Consider the following 15,109-nt stretch of genomic DNA (forward strand, 5'->3'; position numbering starts at 1 on the left):
GCCGGGAATGGCTCAGTGCGATCGCCGGGTCGCCCTTCGCGAGCTCCCTGGAGACTTCCGCCGTGGTCGCGATGTCGGCGCCGAGGCCGCCGTATTTCTTGGGGATCGCGATCGAGGGTAGGCCGCTGTCCTTGTAGAGTGGCACGAGTTCGGTGGGAAAGCGGTTCTCCGCGTCGGCGGACGGACCGGCGACCGCGAACTCCTTCGCCAGCGTACGGGCCGCCTCAAGCACCTCGGCCCGTTCGGCCGGCGTTATCTCCACATCGTGTTTTCCCATGCCGAAGTTCACTCCTCTTTGTTGATGACCACGTACTAGCGAACGTAGACCGCACAGGCTGTGTTGAAATCTCCCGTCGGGAGAGCTTCTGCCCTTCGATGGGGTGACACGTCGCCGGGGTTCGGCGCTCCGCCGGGCGCCGGGGCGGGCCCCGACCGCTCGGGGCTCACCCTAAGGGGCAAGGTGTTTAACCCCGGGGGATGACGCATCCTGTCTCGTCCAGCCTTACCGTTGGGCCATCCCCACCGGCCGTTCGCCGGCCCTCGACGGTCTTTTCCTCACCGGCGCAAAGGAGCGTGGCTAGAATGTCGTCCTACCGGTTCGCCGTGTTATGGTTGAAGGCGTTTCGTGAAAGCGCGGAAAAGGTCTGCGCCCTGTACGCCGACGACTTCCTCTTCGAGGATCTGATCCTGGACCAGTCGATCACCGACAAGGAGGATCTGCACCGAGTTTTCGCGCCGTACGCGAACAAGGATCTGGACAACGGTATCGGGATCAACCTGTTTCGGATCGACGAGTACATCGGTGATGCCCGTAGCGGGATCATCCGCTGGACCTGGGAGCCCGCGGGCTCGGCGGCCTTCCTCGGCGTCCCCACGGGCGGGAAGACGTTCAGCACCTCCGGTCAGACCTTCCACATCTACGACGCCGACGGCCGCATCACGCGTGAGTCGACCTACTGGGATGCCGTCTCACCACTGCACACGCTGGGCCTGCCGGTGTCGATCCACGGTGGCGTCGCCGCCCCGGTCCCCGCGCCCGCCGCGGTCTGAGGCCCCAGAGACTCGAAGCGAAGGGAACACGTCGATGAGTAAGGCCACCGACCACGCGCAGCGCTGGGCGCAGGCACTCACCACGGACACCGAGGCCACCGTGGCCCTGTACGCGGACGAGGTGCTCTACGACGACCGCCGGGCGGTCGACCACGTCTACGACACCGCTACCGACCGGGCCGAGCTGCGCGAACGCCTCGCCCCGTACGCGAACGGCGACACCGGCAACGGCGTCGGGATCCATCACTTCGAGGTGCTCGAGGCCATCGAGACCACCGGGGGTAACGGGGCGCCCGCCGTCACGATCCTCTGGCGTTGGACCGGTGAGCACCTCGCGGGCTTTCGGGGAGTGCCGGTCGGCGGCCGGACGCTGTCCACCCGCGGCCAGACCTGGCACCAGTTCGATGCCGACGGCCGGATCGACCGTGAGCTGACCAACTGGAACGACACCCCGGTACTCCAGGAACTCGGCCTGCCGGTCCTCACCCCGCACTACTGGGACGCCGATTTCGACCCCGCCTCGCTCCTGGGCTGAAGCCCCGAAGGCGTTCGCCGCTTCGTCGGTGTTCGGCAACGGTTGTGAGGTCCCGTTTTCCGCGGGCCGGTGGACGGCAGTTCGATCTGGAGGTTCAGCAGTCATGTGGGGCACCCTGCCAGAGGTGTTCGATCGGGTGTGTCTGTACTACGCGGACTCGACGGCGATCATCGACGATGATCGCCGGCTCACCTACCGGCAGATGCAGAGCTGGGCCAACCGAGTGGCGAACGGACTCGGGGTGCTGGGGGTGGAGAAGGGCGATCGGGTAGGCCTGCTGCTGCCCAACATCCTGGAGTTCATTCCGACCCAGCACGGAATCTGGAAGGCCGGGGCGGTGCTGGTGCAGATGCCGACGCGGTCAGCGGTCGGCGGTCGGCGGTCGGCGGTCATCGCACCATCCTGGGGCAGGCCGGCGCCACCACCCTCATCTATCACGCCCAGTTCGACGCGGTCGTCGCCGAGCTGCTCGACGGTCTGCCCGACGTCAAGCGGGTCATCCGCCTGGCCGGTGGCCATGGGGGCGCCGCCGATACCCACGGCGGGGTCGGGGGGGCCGGGCAGACAACGGTCCTCAACGCCCCGGAGGTTCTCGACTACCGGACGTTCTTCGACTCGCAACCGGACTCGCAACCGTCGGTAGCCCTGTCCGAGGACGACGACGCGTACGTGCTGTTCACCTCCGGGAGCACGGGTGAACCGAAAGGCGTGGTCAACTCCCACTTCACCTGGGCGCACTACAGCATCACGGCGGGACTCGAGATCGCCGACATCCGGCCGGGTGAGATCTTCGCGCACGGGGCTCCCCTCACCCACTTCACGCAGATCTTCGTGATGCCGACGTTCCTGCGCGGCGGGGTGAACGTGCTGCTGCCGGGACTCGACGTCGACGTTCTCCTCAAGACGATCGAGAAGGAGCGGGTGACCGCCACGGCCGTGGTCCCCACGATCGTCTACCTCCTGCTCGACCATCCCGGCCGGACGTCGTTCGACCTCTCCTCGCTGCACACGATGATCTATGCGGGCTCCCCGATCGCCCCGGAACGCCTCCGTGAGGCGCTCGACACCTTCGGTCCGATCTTCGTCCAGACCTACGCCGGGACCGAACCGGGCTACGTGTCGTGTCTGCGCAAGGAGGACCACCGAGTGGACACCGAGCAGGGTGTCCGACGGCTGGCGTCGGCCGGGCGGCCGATCCCGTACGTGAAGGTCACCATCCAGAACGAGAAGGACCAGCCGCTCCCGGTCGGCGAACCGGGAGAGATCTGCTCGCGGCAGCTCGGGCAGATGCTGACCTACGTCGACCCCGCCCGCAACGCCGAGGCGTTACGGGATGGCTGGGTGCACACCGGCGACATCGGCTTCCTGGACTCCGGCGGTTTCCTCTACATCGTCGACCGCAAGAAGGACATGGTGGTCAGCGGTGGATTCAACGTCTTCCCACGTCAGGTCGAGGACGTGCTGTTGACCCACCCGGCGGTGGCCCAGGCCGCGGTGGTCGGCGTACCGCACGAGAAATGGGGCGAGACCGTGCTCGCGGTCGTGGTCGCCAAGCCCTCCGAGACGGTGCAGGAAGGCGACCTGATCGCCCACGTCAAACGGGAGCTCGGTAGCGTGCCGGCGCCGAAGTCGATCGTGTTCTGGGACAGCCTCCCGGTGAATCCCGCGGGCAAGGTCGACAAGAAGGCGATTCGCGCGCCGTACTGGGCCGGACGCAGCCGGGAGATCGGATGACTGCGCAGAGCACCGCCGACCGGGCCGGGCCGGGCCGGGAGAGCAGCCCGAGCCGCCGGCGACGCTCGTCGACTCGGGCACCTTCCGCGACGTCCTGTCGCATTTCGCCACCGGCGTCGTCATCGTGACGGCGATGGCCGGGGACCGACCGGTGGGCCTGACCTGCCAGTCGTTCACCGCCCTGTCCCTCGACCCGCCGATGATCCTGTTCTGTCCCGCCCGGACGTCCACGTCCTGGCCGGTGCTGGCGGCCTGCGGGCGGTTGTGCGTCAACATCCTCAGCGCGGACCAGCACGAGATCAGCAACGGATTCGCGCGCAGCGGCGCGGACAAGTTCGCCGGCGTCGCGTGGACGCCGCTGTCGAACGGCGCACCCGCGCTGGAGCGCGCCGCCGCGCACATCGGCGCGAGCATCGCCGAGGTCCACGACGGCGGCGACCATCACATCGTCACCTGCCACGTGGAATCCCTGCGAGCCGGCGAAGGCGGCGCTCCGCTGCTGTACTACCGCAGCGAGTACCGCCACCTGCGGCCTCAGGACTGACATCTCACCGCATTTAGAGAAGGAGGAGAAAGTGTCCGCACCGCACTACCCCTTATTCATCGGTGGGGAATGGCTCGATTCCGCCGAGCGGTACGAGATCAGAAGCCCCGCGACGGACGAACTCGTGGCGACCGTCGCGAAGGGCGGGGTCGAGCACGTCGACCGCGCGGTCGCCGCGGCCAGGGCCGCACACAAGGCGGGCGGGTGGCGGCACACCTCGCCGCAGGAGCGCTCGGCGTTGCTGCACGCGGTCGCCGGTCGTCTCGAACAGCGCCTGCCCGAGCTCGCGGCCCTGCAGAGCCGGGAGAACGGCGCGACGATCCGCGTCACCGGCGCCCTGCATCTCGGCCTGTCGATCGGTCAGCTCCATTACCTTGCCGATCTCGCGGAGTCCTACGAGTTCGAGAAGGCCGGACCCGAGATCGGTCCGATTCCGGCCGCGGGAGTAGTGCGCCGGGAGCCCCTCGGCGTGGTGGCCGCGATCGTGCCCTGGAACATCCCGCTTCTCGTGATCATCTGGAAGGTCGCGCCGGCGCTTGCCGCCGGGAACACCGCCGTGCTCAAGCCCGACGAGCACGCGCCGCTGCTGGCCCTCGAACTCGCCGAGGAGTTCGAGGCGGCCGGTCTGCCCCCGGGGGTGCTCAACGTCGTCACCGGCGACGGTGACCCGGTCGGCGCCCGCCTCAGCAGCCATCCCGATGTCCGCAAGGTGGCCTTCACCGGCTCGACCGAGATCGGCAAGGCCATCCTGAGCGCGTCCGCCGACACGGTGAAGCGGGTGACGCTGGAGCTCGGCGGCAAGGGGCCGAACATCATCCTCGATGACGCGGACCTGCCGCTCGCCGTCGACGGGGCGCTGTTCGAACAACGGGCAGGCCTGCGAGGCGGGCACCAGGCTGCTCGTCCCGGGCGTACTGAAGGATGAGTTCGTCTCCCGGCTGGTGGAGCGGGCGAAGACCCTCAAGCTCGGCGATCCGCTGGATCCGGCGACCGACGTCGGCCCGGTGATCAGCGCCGGACAGCAGGACCGCATCCTGGGCTACCTGGCGTCGGCCCGCGAGGACGGCGCCACCATCGCCCTGGGCAGCGGCGCCCCGCAGGGACCGGGGTTCGAGGTGGGGAACTGGGTCGAACCCACCATCGTCACCGACGTCACCAACGAGGCGCGGATCGCCCGCGAAGAGGTCTTCGGCCCGGTGCTCACCGTGCTGACGTACGACTCCGTCGACGAGGCGGTCGCCCTCGCCAACGACACCGACTACGGCCTGTCGGCCGGCGTGTGGGGCCGGGACGAGCAGCGCGCCCTGGCCGTGGCCCGCCGGCTCGACGCCGGCATGGTGTACGTCAACGACTGGCACGTCATCCACCCGGACTACCCGTTCGGCGGATTCAAGCAGAGCGGCCTGGGACGCGAGGGCGGCCCCCACGCGCTCGACGCCTACACCGAGCAGAAGTTCATCTCGCTCGCCCGGTCCGGCGGGCTGGCGGACCGGGCGGCCTTCGCCCTGGTGCTGGGAACGCCGCCGACCTCCTGACCCTCGACAGACAGGGACGGATCAACGATGGAGCACGTCAGCACCGCCGGCGTCATCGGCTGGAACCGGGGCGCCGAGGGAACCCTGATTCTGACCGTCGACGATCCGCCGGTGTCGGCCGAGCCCGACGACCACGACCTCGTCGCGTCGTTACGGGACGTCGTCGACCGGCTCGACCGGGAGAAGGACTCGATCGCCGGCGTCGTCGTGACGTCGGCGGGGCGGGCCCCGGGCGGCGGTGGCGGTCATGGCGACGTTCACGGCGCTCGGGACGCACTCGGCCCGCTGCGCGCCGAGGACGCCGTCGCCGCACTGCGCGGCGTCCTCGCGAACCGCCACGCCCAGGTCGGTCCGACGACCGGTCGGGTGGTGCGCAACCAGATTCGGGCGTTCCTCGACCTGCGACACGTTCGGGCCGGCGCCAGCCGCCCGCCCGGGTTCGACCGGTTCCAGGCCACCAGGCTCGGTGTTCTCGGGGCCGGGATGATGGGCGCGGGCATCGCCTACGTGGCCGCGCAGGCCGGCATCGAGGTGGTGCTCAAGGACGTCAGCCTCGCTGCGGCGCAGCGAGGCAAGGCCCACGCCGAGAGGCTGGAGGCGAAGGCGCTGGCCCGGGGCCGCATCTCGCCGGGCGCGTCGGCGGCGTTGCTCGACCGGATCCACCCGACCGCCGACCCCGTCGACCCCGCCGACTTCGCCGGGGTCGACGTCGTCGTCGAGGCCGTCTTCGAAAGCGTCGAGCTGAAGCACAAGGTCTTCGGGGAAATCGAGGAGATCGAGGAGATCGTCGACCCGGCCGCGGTGCTCGGTTCGAACACCTCGACGCTGCCCATCGCCCTGCTGGCCGAGAGTGTCCGGCGGCCCGAGGACTTCATCGGCATCCACTTCTTCTCCCCGGTCGACCGGATGCCGCTCGTCGAGATCATCCGGGGCCGGAGCACGTCCGACGCCACGCTCGCGAAGGTGTTCGACGTCGTCCGGCAGATCGGCAAGACGCCGATCGTCGTGAACGACGGCCGCGGGTTCTTCACGAGCCGCGTCATCATCGCCTTCCTCAACGAGGCGATCGCGGCGGTCGGGGACGGCATCGACCCGGCGAGTGTCGAGGCGGCAGCGTTGCGGGCCGGCTACCCGGCCGGACCGCTTGCGCTTCTCGACGAGCTGACGCTGACCCTGCCGCGAAAGATCCGGCAGGAGGCGCAGGCAGCGGCGGAGGCCGTCGGTGATGTCTGGCGGGGCCATCCCGCGGACGCGGTCGTCGACCGGATGATCGACGAGTTCGGGCGGCCGGGGCGGTCCGGCGGCGCCGGCTTCTACGAATACGACGACACCGGCCGGCGCGGCGGCCTGTGGCCGGGTCTGCAGGCGGCGTTCGGCACGCCGGGCCGCGACAGCTCGCCCGCCGACCTCACCGACCTCACCGAGCGGCTGCTGTTCGCCGAGTCGATCGAGGCCGTTCACGCGATGGACGAGGGCGTCGTCGGGTCGGTGCCCGACGCGAACGTGGGCTCGTTGCTCGGCATCGGCTTCCCGCCCTGGACGGGCGGGGTGTTCCAGTACATCAACCAGTACGCCGACGAGCACGGCAGGGGCCCGGCGGGATTCGTGGCCCGAGCCCGCGAGCTGGCCGACCGCTACGGCGCCCGCTTCGCCCCGCCCGGCTCGCTGGTGAGCCGGGCGGTCACCGGCACACCGTATGTGTAGCGGCGCGGTCCGCATCCGGTTCGACAGACGATCAATTGCTGGGAGGCGTTGTGGACTTCGGTGAGGACGTGGAGCTCACGGCTCTGCGGGAGACGGTCGCCGCGATCGCGAAGCCGTTCGGCGGTGCCTACTACACCGAGCGGTCGCACGCGCGCAAGCCGACCAGCGAGGTGTGGGCGGCGCTCGCGGAGGCCGGTTTCCTCGGGGTGAACCTCCCCGAGGCCTACGGGGGCGGTGGCGGCGGCATCGTGGAGCTCGCGGCGGTCTGCGAGGAGACCGCCGCGGCGGGCTGCCCGCTGCTGCTCCTGGTGGTCTCCGCCGCGATCTCCGGCGAGGTCATCTCCCGTTTCGGCAGCGAGGGGCAGAAGCTGCGGTGGCTGCCCGGCCTCGCCGACGGCAGCCACAAGGTGGTGTTCGCGATCACCGAGCCGGGCGCCGGGTCGAACACCCACCGGCTGGCGACGAAGGCGGACCGCGACGGCGACGACTGGGTGCTGACCGGGCAGAAATACTACATCTCCGGCTTCGACGAGGCCGCGGCCGTCCTCGTCGTCGCCCGGACCGGCGTGGACGAGGCCACCGGGCGGGCGCGACTGTCGCTGTTCGTCGTGCCGACCGACACGCCGGGCCTGGTCGCCCACCCGCTGCCGGTCGCCGCGCAGATGCCCGAACAGCAGTTCACGCTGTTCTTCGACGACGCCCGGGTGCCGGCGGACGCGCTGATCGGCGTCGAGGGCGACGGCTTCCGGCAGGTGTTCCACGGCCTGAACCCGGAACGGATCACCGGCGCCGCGATCTGCGTCGGCATCTCCCGGTATGCGCTGGGAAAGGCCGCCGACTACGCGCGTCACCGGCAGGTGTGGGACGTCCCGATCGGTGCCCACCAGGGCGTCTCCCACCCACTGGCGAAGGCGAAGATCGAGACGTCGCTCGCCGCGCTGATGACGCAGAAGGCCGCGTGGTCGCATGACCACGGCCTGCCCGCCGGGGAGCCGTCAAACATGGCGAAGTACGCCGCCGCGGAGGCCGCCCTCGCGGCCGTGGACCAGGCGATCCAGACCCATGGCGGGAACGGGATGGCCGTCGAGTACGGCCTGATACCGCTGTGGGGGATGGTGCGCACGCTGCGGATCGCCCCGGTCAACCGGGAGATGATCCTGAACTACGTCGCGCAGCATGCCCTCGGCCTTCCCCGTTCCTACTGAGGAGCTCCGGCCGCACTGAGGAGCTTTGGCCGCAATGAGGAGACAGCCATGACGTATTCCGCCACGAGATGGGCGACCGCGCCGGGCGGGCCGCCACCGCATGCGCGGGCTGCCGAGGGCACCGTCCTGCGGTCCCGCCTGGACACCGCCTCCGAGTTGTACCGCACGAACCGCGCCGCCCAGCTCGCCAACCTCGCGCAGCTCGCGGAGCAGCTGGAGATCGCGCGGGCCGGCGGCGGCGAGCGCTACCGACACCGCCGGCGCGGCCGGCTGCTGGTGCGCGAGCGCGTCGAGCTGCTGCTCGACCGGGATTCGGCGTTCCTCGAACTGTCCCCGCTCGCGGCCTGGGGAACGGAGTTCACTGTCGGCGCGAGCGTTGTCACCGGCATCGGGGTGGTGTCCGGGGTCGAGGTCGTCGTCATCGGGCACGACCCGACGGTCCGCGGCGGCACGATGAACCCGTACTCGTTGCGCAAGACGCTGCGCGCCCTCGACATTGCCAGGCGCAACCGGCTGCCGGTCGTGAACCTCGTCGAGTCCGGCGGTGCCGATCTGCCGAACCAGTCCGACCTGTTCGTCCAGGCCGGAAAGATCTTTCACGACCTGTCCGCGTTGTCGGCCGACGGCATCCCCACCATCGCCCTGGTCTTCGGCAACTCCACCGCGGGCGGGGCGTACGTGCCGGGCATGTGCGACCACGCGGTGCTGGTCGACCGGCAGGCGAAGGTGTTCCTCGGCGGGCCACCGCTGGTCAAGATGGCGACCGGCGAGGAGGCCGACGACGAGGATCTCGGCGGCGCGGCGATGCACGCGCGGGTCTCCGGAGTCGCGGACTACTTCGCGGTCGACGAGCCCGACGCGATCCGGATCGGCCGACGGATCCTGTCCGAGATCAACTGGCGTAAGCGCGGGCCCGGGCCGAGCCTGCCCGCCGACCCGCCCGTGTACGACGCCGACGAGTTGCTGGGGATCGCGCCGGCGGACATCCGGGTGCCGTTCGACCCGCGCGAGGTGCTCGCCCGGGTCGTCGACGGCTCGCGGTTCGGCGAGTACAAGCCCGACTACGGCGTCAGCCTGGTGACCGGCTGGGCCTCGATCCACGGCTTTCCGGTCGGGGTGCTCGCCAACGCCAACGGCGTGCTGTTCAGCGCGGAGGCGAAGAAGGGCGCCGAGTTCATCCAGCTCGCCAACCAGGTGGACACGCCGCTGATCTTCCTGCAGAACACCACGGGCTTCATGGTGGGTGCGGCCTACGAGCAGGGCGGCATCATCAAGGATGGCGCCAAGATGATCAACGCGGTGACGAACAGCACCGTGCCGCATCTGACCGTCAACATGGCGGCGTCGTTCGGCGCGGGCAACTACGGCATGTCGGGGCGCGCCTACGACCCACGGCTGATGTTCGCCTGGGTGGGCGCCAAGCTCGCCGTCATGGGCGCCCACCCAGCTGGCCGGGATGCTGTCGATCGTGGGCCGGGCCGCCGCCGACGCCGCCGGCCGACCGTTCGACACCGCGGCCGACGACCGACGCCGCGGGGAGATCGAACGCCAGATCGGCGCCGAGTCGCACGCCTTCTTCATGAGCGGAAAGCTCTACGACGACGGCGTCCTCGACCCGCGCGACACCCGCACCGTGCTCGGCATCGCCCTGTCCGCCGCCCACTCGGGCCCGATCGAGGGACGCCGTGGCTACGGCGTCTTCCGGATGTGAGCCCCGTGAGCCGTTTGATCACAAAACTGCTGGTCGCGAACCGGGGCGAGATCGCCGTCCGGATCATCCGGACCGCGCACGCGATGGACATCGCCACGGTCGCGGTCTTCTCCGACCCCGACGTGGACGCCCCGTTCGTCGCCGCGGCCGACGAGGCGGTCCGGCTGCCCGGGGCGACGCCGGCTGAGACGTACCTGCGCGGCGATCTGGTGATCGACGCCGCGCTGCGGGTGGGGGCCGACGCCGTCCATCCCGGCTACGGCTTCCTGTCCGAGAACGCCGACTTCGCGCGGGCGTGCGCGGATGCGGGGATCGTGTTCGTCGGACCGCCCCCGGAGGCCATCGAGGCCATGGGGTCGAAGACCCGGGCGAAGGAACTGATGAGCGCGGCCGGCGTGCCGGTCCTGCCCGGTCTGATCGTCGACGACGAGCTGCTCGCCGAGCCCGACCGGCTGGTGAAGGCCGCGGCTGAGCTGGACTTCCCCGTGCTGGTCAAGGCCGTCTACGGCGGGGGTGGACGCGGGATGCGCATCGTGCGCGACCTCGAGGCGCTCACGGACACCGTGGCGAGTGCGCGGCGCGAGGCGGCCTCGGCGTTCGGCGACGGCACGGTGTTCCTGGAGCACTACGTCTCCCGTCCCCGCCACGTCGAGGTGCAGGTCTTCGCCGACGCGCACGGCGACGTGGTGCACCTGTTCGAACGGGAGTGCTCGATCCAGCGGCGCTACCAGAAGATCATCGAGGAGGCACCGTCCGTCGCGGTCGACGAACACCTGCGGGAGCGCCTCGGCTCCGCCGCCGTCGCGGCCGCCGCGGCGATCGGCTACGTCGGTGCCGGAACCGTCGAGTTCGTGCTCGACCGCAGCGGCCGGTTCTTCTTCCTCGAGGTGAACACCCAGCTGCAGGTCGAGCACCCGGTGACCGAGCAGGTGACCGGGCTCGGCCTCGTCCGGGCGCAGCTACTGGTGGCGCAGGGCGCGCCGTTGCCGGCCGAGCTGCGCCACGCCCGCATCACCGGCCACGCCGTCGAGGCCCGCCTGTACGCCGAGGACGTGCCCGCCGGGTTCCTCCCGGCGACCGGGACGATCCACCGTTTCGACGTGCCCGCGTTTGACGGCGTTCGCGTCGACAGCGGGGTCGCGGACGGGTCGGTCGTCGGCGTCCACTACGACCCGATGCTCGCCAAGGTCATCGCGCACGGCGCGACGCGTGACGAGGCGATCCGCCGACTCGCCCGCGCGCTGGCCGGCACCCGCGTGCACGGGGTGACCACCAACCGGGAGCTGCTCGTCGCGATTCTGCGCGACGAGGCGTTCCGCTCCGGCGACATCGACACCGGTTACCTCGACCGGCACGACGCGGTCGCGATGGGCTCGCCCGCGACGTCTGCCGACGTCCTCGCGACCCACCTGGTGGCGGCCGCGCTCACCGCCGCGACCGAGCGCCGGGCGAACGGGATCCTCCCGACCGCGCCGCCCGGCTGGCGCAACGTCCCGACCTCCCCGCAGCGTGTCGTTTTCGCGCTGTCCGGCCCGGGATCGTCCGGGCGCGGTGTGTCCGGGCGCGAGGTGGAGGTGTCGTACCGCTGGCGCGCAGACCGGGTCGACGTCACCGTCGACGGCCGGGCCCGGGAGGTGGTGGTGCACCGCCTCGACGGCGAGCAGGCGGATCTGACCGTGGACAACGTTCGCTCGACGGTCCGGGTCCACCGCGTCGGGCCGGAGGTCTACCTGGACGGTCGCGGCGGGTCGACGGTGGCCCGGGAGACGCCCCGGTTCGTCGAGCCGGGCGCGAGCGCCGCGACGGGATCGCTGACCGCTCCGATGCCGGGAACCGTGGTCCGGGTCGCCGTCGAGCGGGGTGCGGCCGTGACCGCCGGAGAAGTCGTGCTCGTTCTGGAGGCGATGAAGATGGAACACGCGGTGACCGCGCCGCACGACGGCGTCCTCAGTGCGCTGGACGTGCGTCCCGGCCAGACCGTCGACGGCGGGCACGTCCTCGCCGTCATCACACCGGGGTCGGCGCTATGACGTCGCCCGCGGTCACCTACCTGCGGGACGACCGGGTCGCGTGGCTGACCATCGACCGGCCGGAGGCCCGCAACACGCTGTCCGCCGAGGTCCGCCGGGGCCTGTGGGACGGTTTCGCCAGGTTCAACGCGGACGGGGACGCGTCCGTTCTCGTGCTCACCGCCGCGGGCGATCGGGCGTTCTGCGCCGGGGGCGACCTGAAGGAGATGGCGACACAGGCGCTTGGGGTACCGCCGCCGGACTACGTGCCCCAACCCGGCCGGAACATCGAGGTCGACAAACCCGTCGTCGCCGCCGTCAACGGCGTCGCCTACGCCGGTGGATTCCTCCTGACACAGTGCTGCGACCTGGTCGTCGCCGCCGAACACGCCAGATTCGCGATCACCGAGGTCAAGGTCGGCCGCGGGGCGCCCTGGGCCGCGCCGCTGCCCTACCTGCTGCCGCCCCGGATCGCGATGCAGATGCTGCTCGGCCGCCCGGCGCGCCTACGAGCTCGGCCTCGTCAACGAGGTCGTCGCGGGAACCGACCTCGCCGGTCGGGTGCGGGAACTCGCCGAGACGATCGCGGCCAACGCGCCGCTGTCGGTGCGGGCCGCGAAGCGCACCGTCGGTCTGCTCGCCCAGCTTCCCCTGTCCGAGGCGTATCGCGAGGCGGAGCGGATCTGGGAGCCGATCTATCTCAGCGCCGACGCCCAGGAGGGGCCGCGGGCGTTCAGCGAGAAGCGCCGGCCGGTCTGGAGTGGGCGCTGATGGCCGCCGACCAGCACCCTCGCGTGGAGGGGCGGGCCATCGGTCCGGTCCAGCGCCCGGTCCGCATCGCCAACTGCTCGGGTTTCTACGGCGACCGGGTCGACGCCGCGCGACTCATGGTCGACGGCGGCCCGATCGACGTGCTCACCGGCGACTATCTCGCCGAACTGACGATGCTGATCCTGCGGAAGGCCCGGCGACGGGACCCCGGTGCGGGCTACGCGCGGACGTTCCTCGTCCAGCTCGAACAGGTGCTCGGCACGTGCCTGGACCGGGGGATCCGCATCGTCGTCAACGCGGGCGGCCTCAACCCCGCGGGCCTGGCCGAACAGGTCACCAAGGTCGCCGCCGGGCTCGGCCTGGCGCCTCGGGTCGCCCATGTCACCGGAGACGACCTGACGGACCGGATCGGGCCGTTGCGGACGGCCGGCGAGTCCTTCACGCACCTGGACACCGGGCGTCCGTTCGCCGAGCTGGCCGCGAGCGGGGTCGAACCGGTGACCGCGAACGCCTACCTCGGCGGCTGGGGCATCGCCGCCGCCCTGGCGGCGGGAGCGGACGTCGTCGTCACCCCTCGGGTGACCGACGCGTCCCTCGTCGTCGGCCCGGCGGCCTGGTGGCATGGATGGGCGCGCACCGACTGGGACCGGCTCGCCGGCGCGGTCGCGGCCGGCCACGTCATCGAGTGCGGACCGCAGGCCTGCGGCGGAAACTACGCGTTCGGCTCGGAGGTCACCGACAGGCGGTATCCGGGGTTCCCGATCTCCGAGGTCGCCGCCGACGGCTCCAGCGTCATCACCAAGCACGCCGACACCGGCGGACTGGTGTCCGTCGGTACGGTCACCGCACAGCTGCTCTACGAGATCACCGAGCCCGCCTACCCGAACCCCGACGTGGTCGCGCACTTCGACACGGTGAGCCTGACCCAGGCCGGTCCGCACCGGGTGCGGATCTCCGGCACCCGGGGAAGCCCGCCGCCGGGCACGTTGAAGGTCGCGATGAACTACCTGGGCGGGCTACCGCAACACGATGACGCTCGTCCTGACCGGTCTCGACATCGAGGCGAAGGCCGCCTGGGCCCGCCGCGAGCTGTTCGACCTGCTCGGCGGCGAGAACGCGTTCGACGCCGACGACAACGCCCTGGCGACGGCGCACCTTCGGATCACGGTGAAGGACAGTGATCCGAAGCGGGTGGGTCGGGCGTTTTCGGACACAACGATGGCGCTGGCCCTGGGCGGGTACGCCGGCTTCCACACGACGACCCCGCCGACCGCCGAGAGCGCGTACGGCGTGTACTGGCCGACGCTCGTCGGGCGGGACGCGGTGGAGCATCGCGTCGTCCTCGACGATGGCCGCGGGATCGCCATCCCGCACAGCCCGATGGCCCCGGCCGCCCCGGCGCCTTCTGCGCGGACAGCGCCGGTGACGTCGGCCCCGAGTGCTCTGCCGGCCCCGAGTGCTTCGGGTGGCACGGTACGGATCCCGCTGGGTCTGCTGGTGGGTGCCCGCTCCGGGGACAAGGGCGGCAACGCCAACGTCGGCGTCTGGGCCCGCGACGCCGCGATCTACACCTGGCTCGCCGCCGAGCTGACCGCGCGGCGCTTCGCCGAACTGGTGCCCGAGGCCCGGGGGCTGCAGGTTCGCCGCTACGAGCTCGCGAACCTGCGGGCGGTGAACTTCGTCGTCGTCGGCCTACTCGGCGACCCGCCCCGACCCGCAGGCGAAGGGGCTGGCCGAGTACGTGCGTTCACGCCACGTCGAGGTACCTGTCGAGCTAGTGGACGCGGGTTGATTGGACGCCGCTCGGTGAACGCGAACAGTGGGGAGGGGCCGACGACCGGCGTGGCCCCGGCGTCGGTGCGGTGTGTGATCGTCGGCGACGGGATGCGGCAGGAGATCAGCCGCCGGAGACCTGCTCCGGTCCGGCCGGGGAACGCGAGGGGTCGACGGCGCGCACCAGATCCTGGCGGTGCAGGGTCATCAGTTTGGTGAGCATGTCCCGATCCCGATTGCGGATCGCGGCGACCACCTCGGTGTGTACGTCGAGGTTCCTGGCCAGCATCTCCTCATGCTCCGGCAGCGCCTCCACCCTGGTCAGGGAACTCTGCAGAATCGCCGCGACCGTTTGATACAGGCCGGCGAGCACCGGAACGCGCGCACTACGGGCGATCGCCATGTGAAGGCGGAAGTTGGCGTCGAGGAACGCACGCGGATCGGCGGCGCCGCGCATCTCCTCCAACGCCCATTCCATGAAGCTATTCCGAAACCGCCAGGTTGATTCTTTCGAAACTCGGGTGACGGTCAGCGAACA

10 protein-coding genes and 4 pseudogenes are annotated in these 15,109 nt (G+C 70.8%); 12 read left to right on the plus strand and 2 right to left on the minus strand.

Annotated features, from left to right (window positions below; translation table 11 throughout):
• Positions 1–289, minus strand: a 289-nt coding sequence (locus G6R25_RS13175) for an acyl-CoA dehydrogenase family protein (RefSeq protein WP_235948280.1), incomplete at its 3' end; no start/stop codon positions are given.
• A gap of 314 nt (positions 290–603) precedes the next feature.
• Between G6R25_RS13175 and G6R25_RS13180 the strand changes: the two genes are divergently transcribed.
• The 12 genes and pseudogenes from G6R25_RS13180 (at position 604) to G6R25_RS31480 (ending at position 14,790) form a co-directional block, all read left to right on the plus strand.
• The gene (locus G6R25_RS13180; RefSeq protein WP_235948284.1) at positions 604–1,050 is read left to right on the plus strand and encodes a ketosteroid isomerase-related protein; all 447 of its coding nucleotides are present in this window, start codon (positions 604–606) and stop codon (positions 1,048–1,050) included.
• 34 nt (positions 1,051–1,084) lie between these two features.
• Positions 1,085–1,585 carry a ketosteroid isomerase-related protein gene (locus tag G6R25_RS13185; RefSeq protein WP_163553206.1) on the plus strand — a complete coding sequence of 167 codons (501 nt, stop codon included), beginning with the start codon at positions 1,085–1,087 and terminating at the stop codon, positions 1,583–1,585.
• A gap of 103 nt (positions 1,586–1,688) precedes the next feature.
• Positions 1,689–1,886, plus strand: a pseudogene (locus G6R25_RS31470) (AMP-binding protein); the annotation flags it as partial.
• Between the two features lie 128 nt (positions 1,887–2,014).
• Positions 2,015–3,319, plus strand: coding sequence for an AMP-binding protein (locus G6R25_RS30480; protein WP_268904136.1), 1,305 nt, complete (start codon positions 2,015–2,017; stop codon positions 3,317–3,319).
• Positions 3,320–3,413: 94 nt separating this feature from the next.
• Entirely contained in the window at positions 3,414–3,863 is a 450-nt protein-coding gene (locus G6R25_RS13195; protein ID WP_136449361.1) for a flavin reductase family protein, read from the plus strand.
• Positions 3,864–3,987: 124 nt separating this feature from the next.
• Positions 3,988–5,398 (plus strand): annotated as a pseudogene (locus tag G6R25_RS13200) (aldehyde dehydrogenase family protein).
• Between the two features lie 27 nt (positions 5,399–5,425).
• Complete coding sequence (locus tag G6R25_RS13205) at positions 5,426–7,102, plus strand: 3-hydroxyacyl-CoA dehydrogenase family protein (protein WP_163553207.1); 1,677 nt, start codon at positions 5,426–5,428, stop codon at positions 7,100–7,102.
• A gap of 50 nt (positions 7,103–7,152) precedes the next feature.
• Positions 7,153–8,307 (plus strand): acyl-CoA dehydrogenase family protein, encoded by a 1,155-nt coding sequence (locus G6R25_RS13210; RefSeq protein ID WP_163553208.1) that lies wholly within the window; start codon positions 7,153–7,155, stop codon positions 8,305–8,307.
• A 48-nt stretch (positions 8,308–8,355) separates the two neighbouring features.
• Positions 8,356–10,018 (plus strand): annotated as a pseudogene (locus G6R25_RS30485) (acyl-CoA carboxylase subunit beta).
• A 5-nt stretch (positions 10,019–10,023) separates the two neighbouring features.
• The gene (locus G6R25_RS30490) at positions 10,024–12,048 is read left to right on the plus strand and encodes an ATP-binding protein (RefSeq protein WP_473246897.1); all 2,025 of its coding nucleotides are present in this window, start codon (positions 10,024–10,026) and stop codon (positions 12,046–12,048) included.
• Positions 12,045–13,748: pseudogene (locus tag G6R25_RS31475) on the plus strand (acyclic terpene utilization AtuA family protein); the annotation flags it as partial. The gene G6R25_RS30490 and the pseudogene G6R25_RS31475, both read left to right, overlap by 4 nt.
• 79 nt (positions 13,749–13,827) lie before the next feature.
• Entirely contained in the window at positions 13,828–14,790 is a 963-nt protein-coding gene (locus G6R25_RS31480) for an acyclic terpene utilization AtuA family protein (protein WP_268904135.1), read from the plus strand.
• On the opposite strand, the gene G6R25_RS13235 is transcribed toward G6R25_RS31480, so the two are convergent.
• On the minus strand, positions 14,696–15,109 hold a 414-nt coding region (locus G6R25_RS13235), incomplete at its 5' end, for an FCD domain-containing protein (RefSeq protein WP_163553209.1). The two genes, G6R25_RS31480 and G6R25_RS13235, sit on opposite strands and share 95 nt — an antisense overlap.

The sequence above is a fragment of the Candidatus Frankia alpina genome (genome assembly GCF_902806485.1).
In the GTDB taxonomy this organism is placed as follows: Bacteria; Actinomycetota; Actinomycetes; order Frankiales; family Frankiaceae; genus Frankia; species Frankia alpina.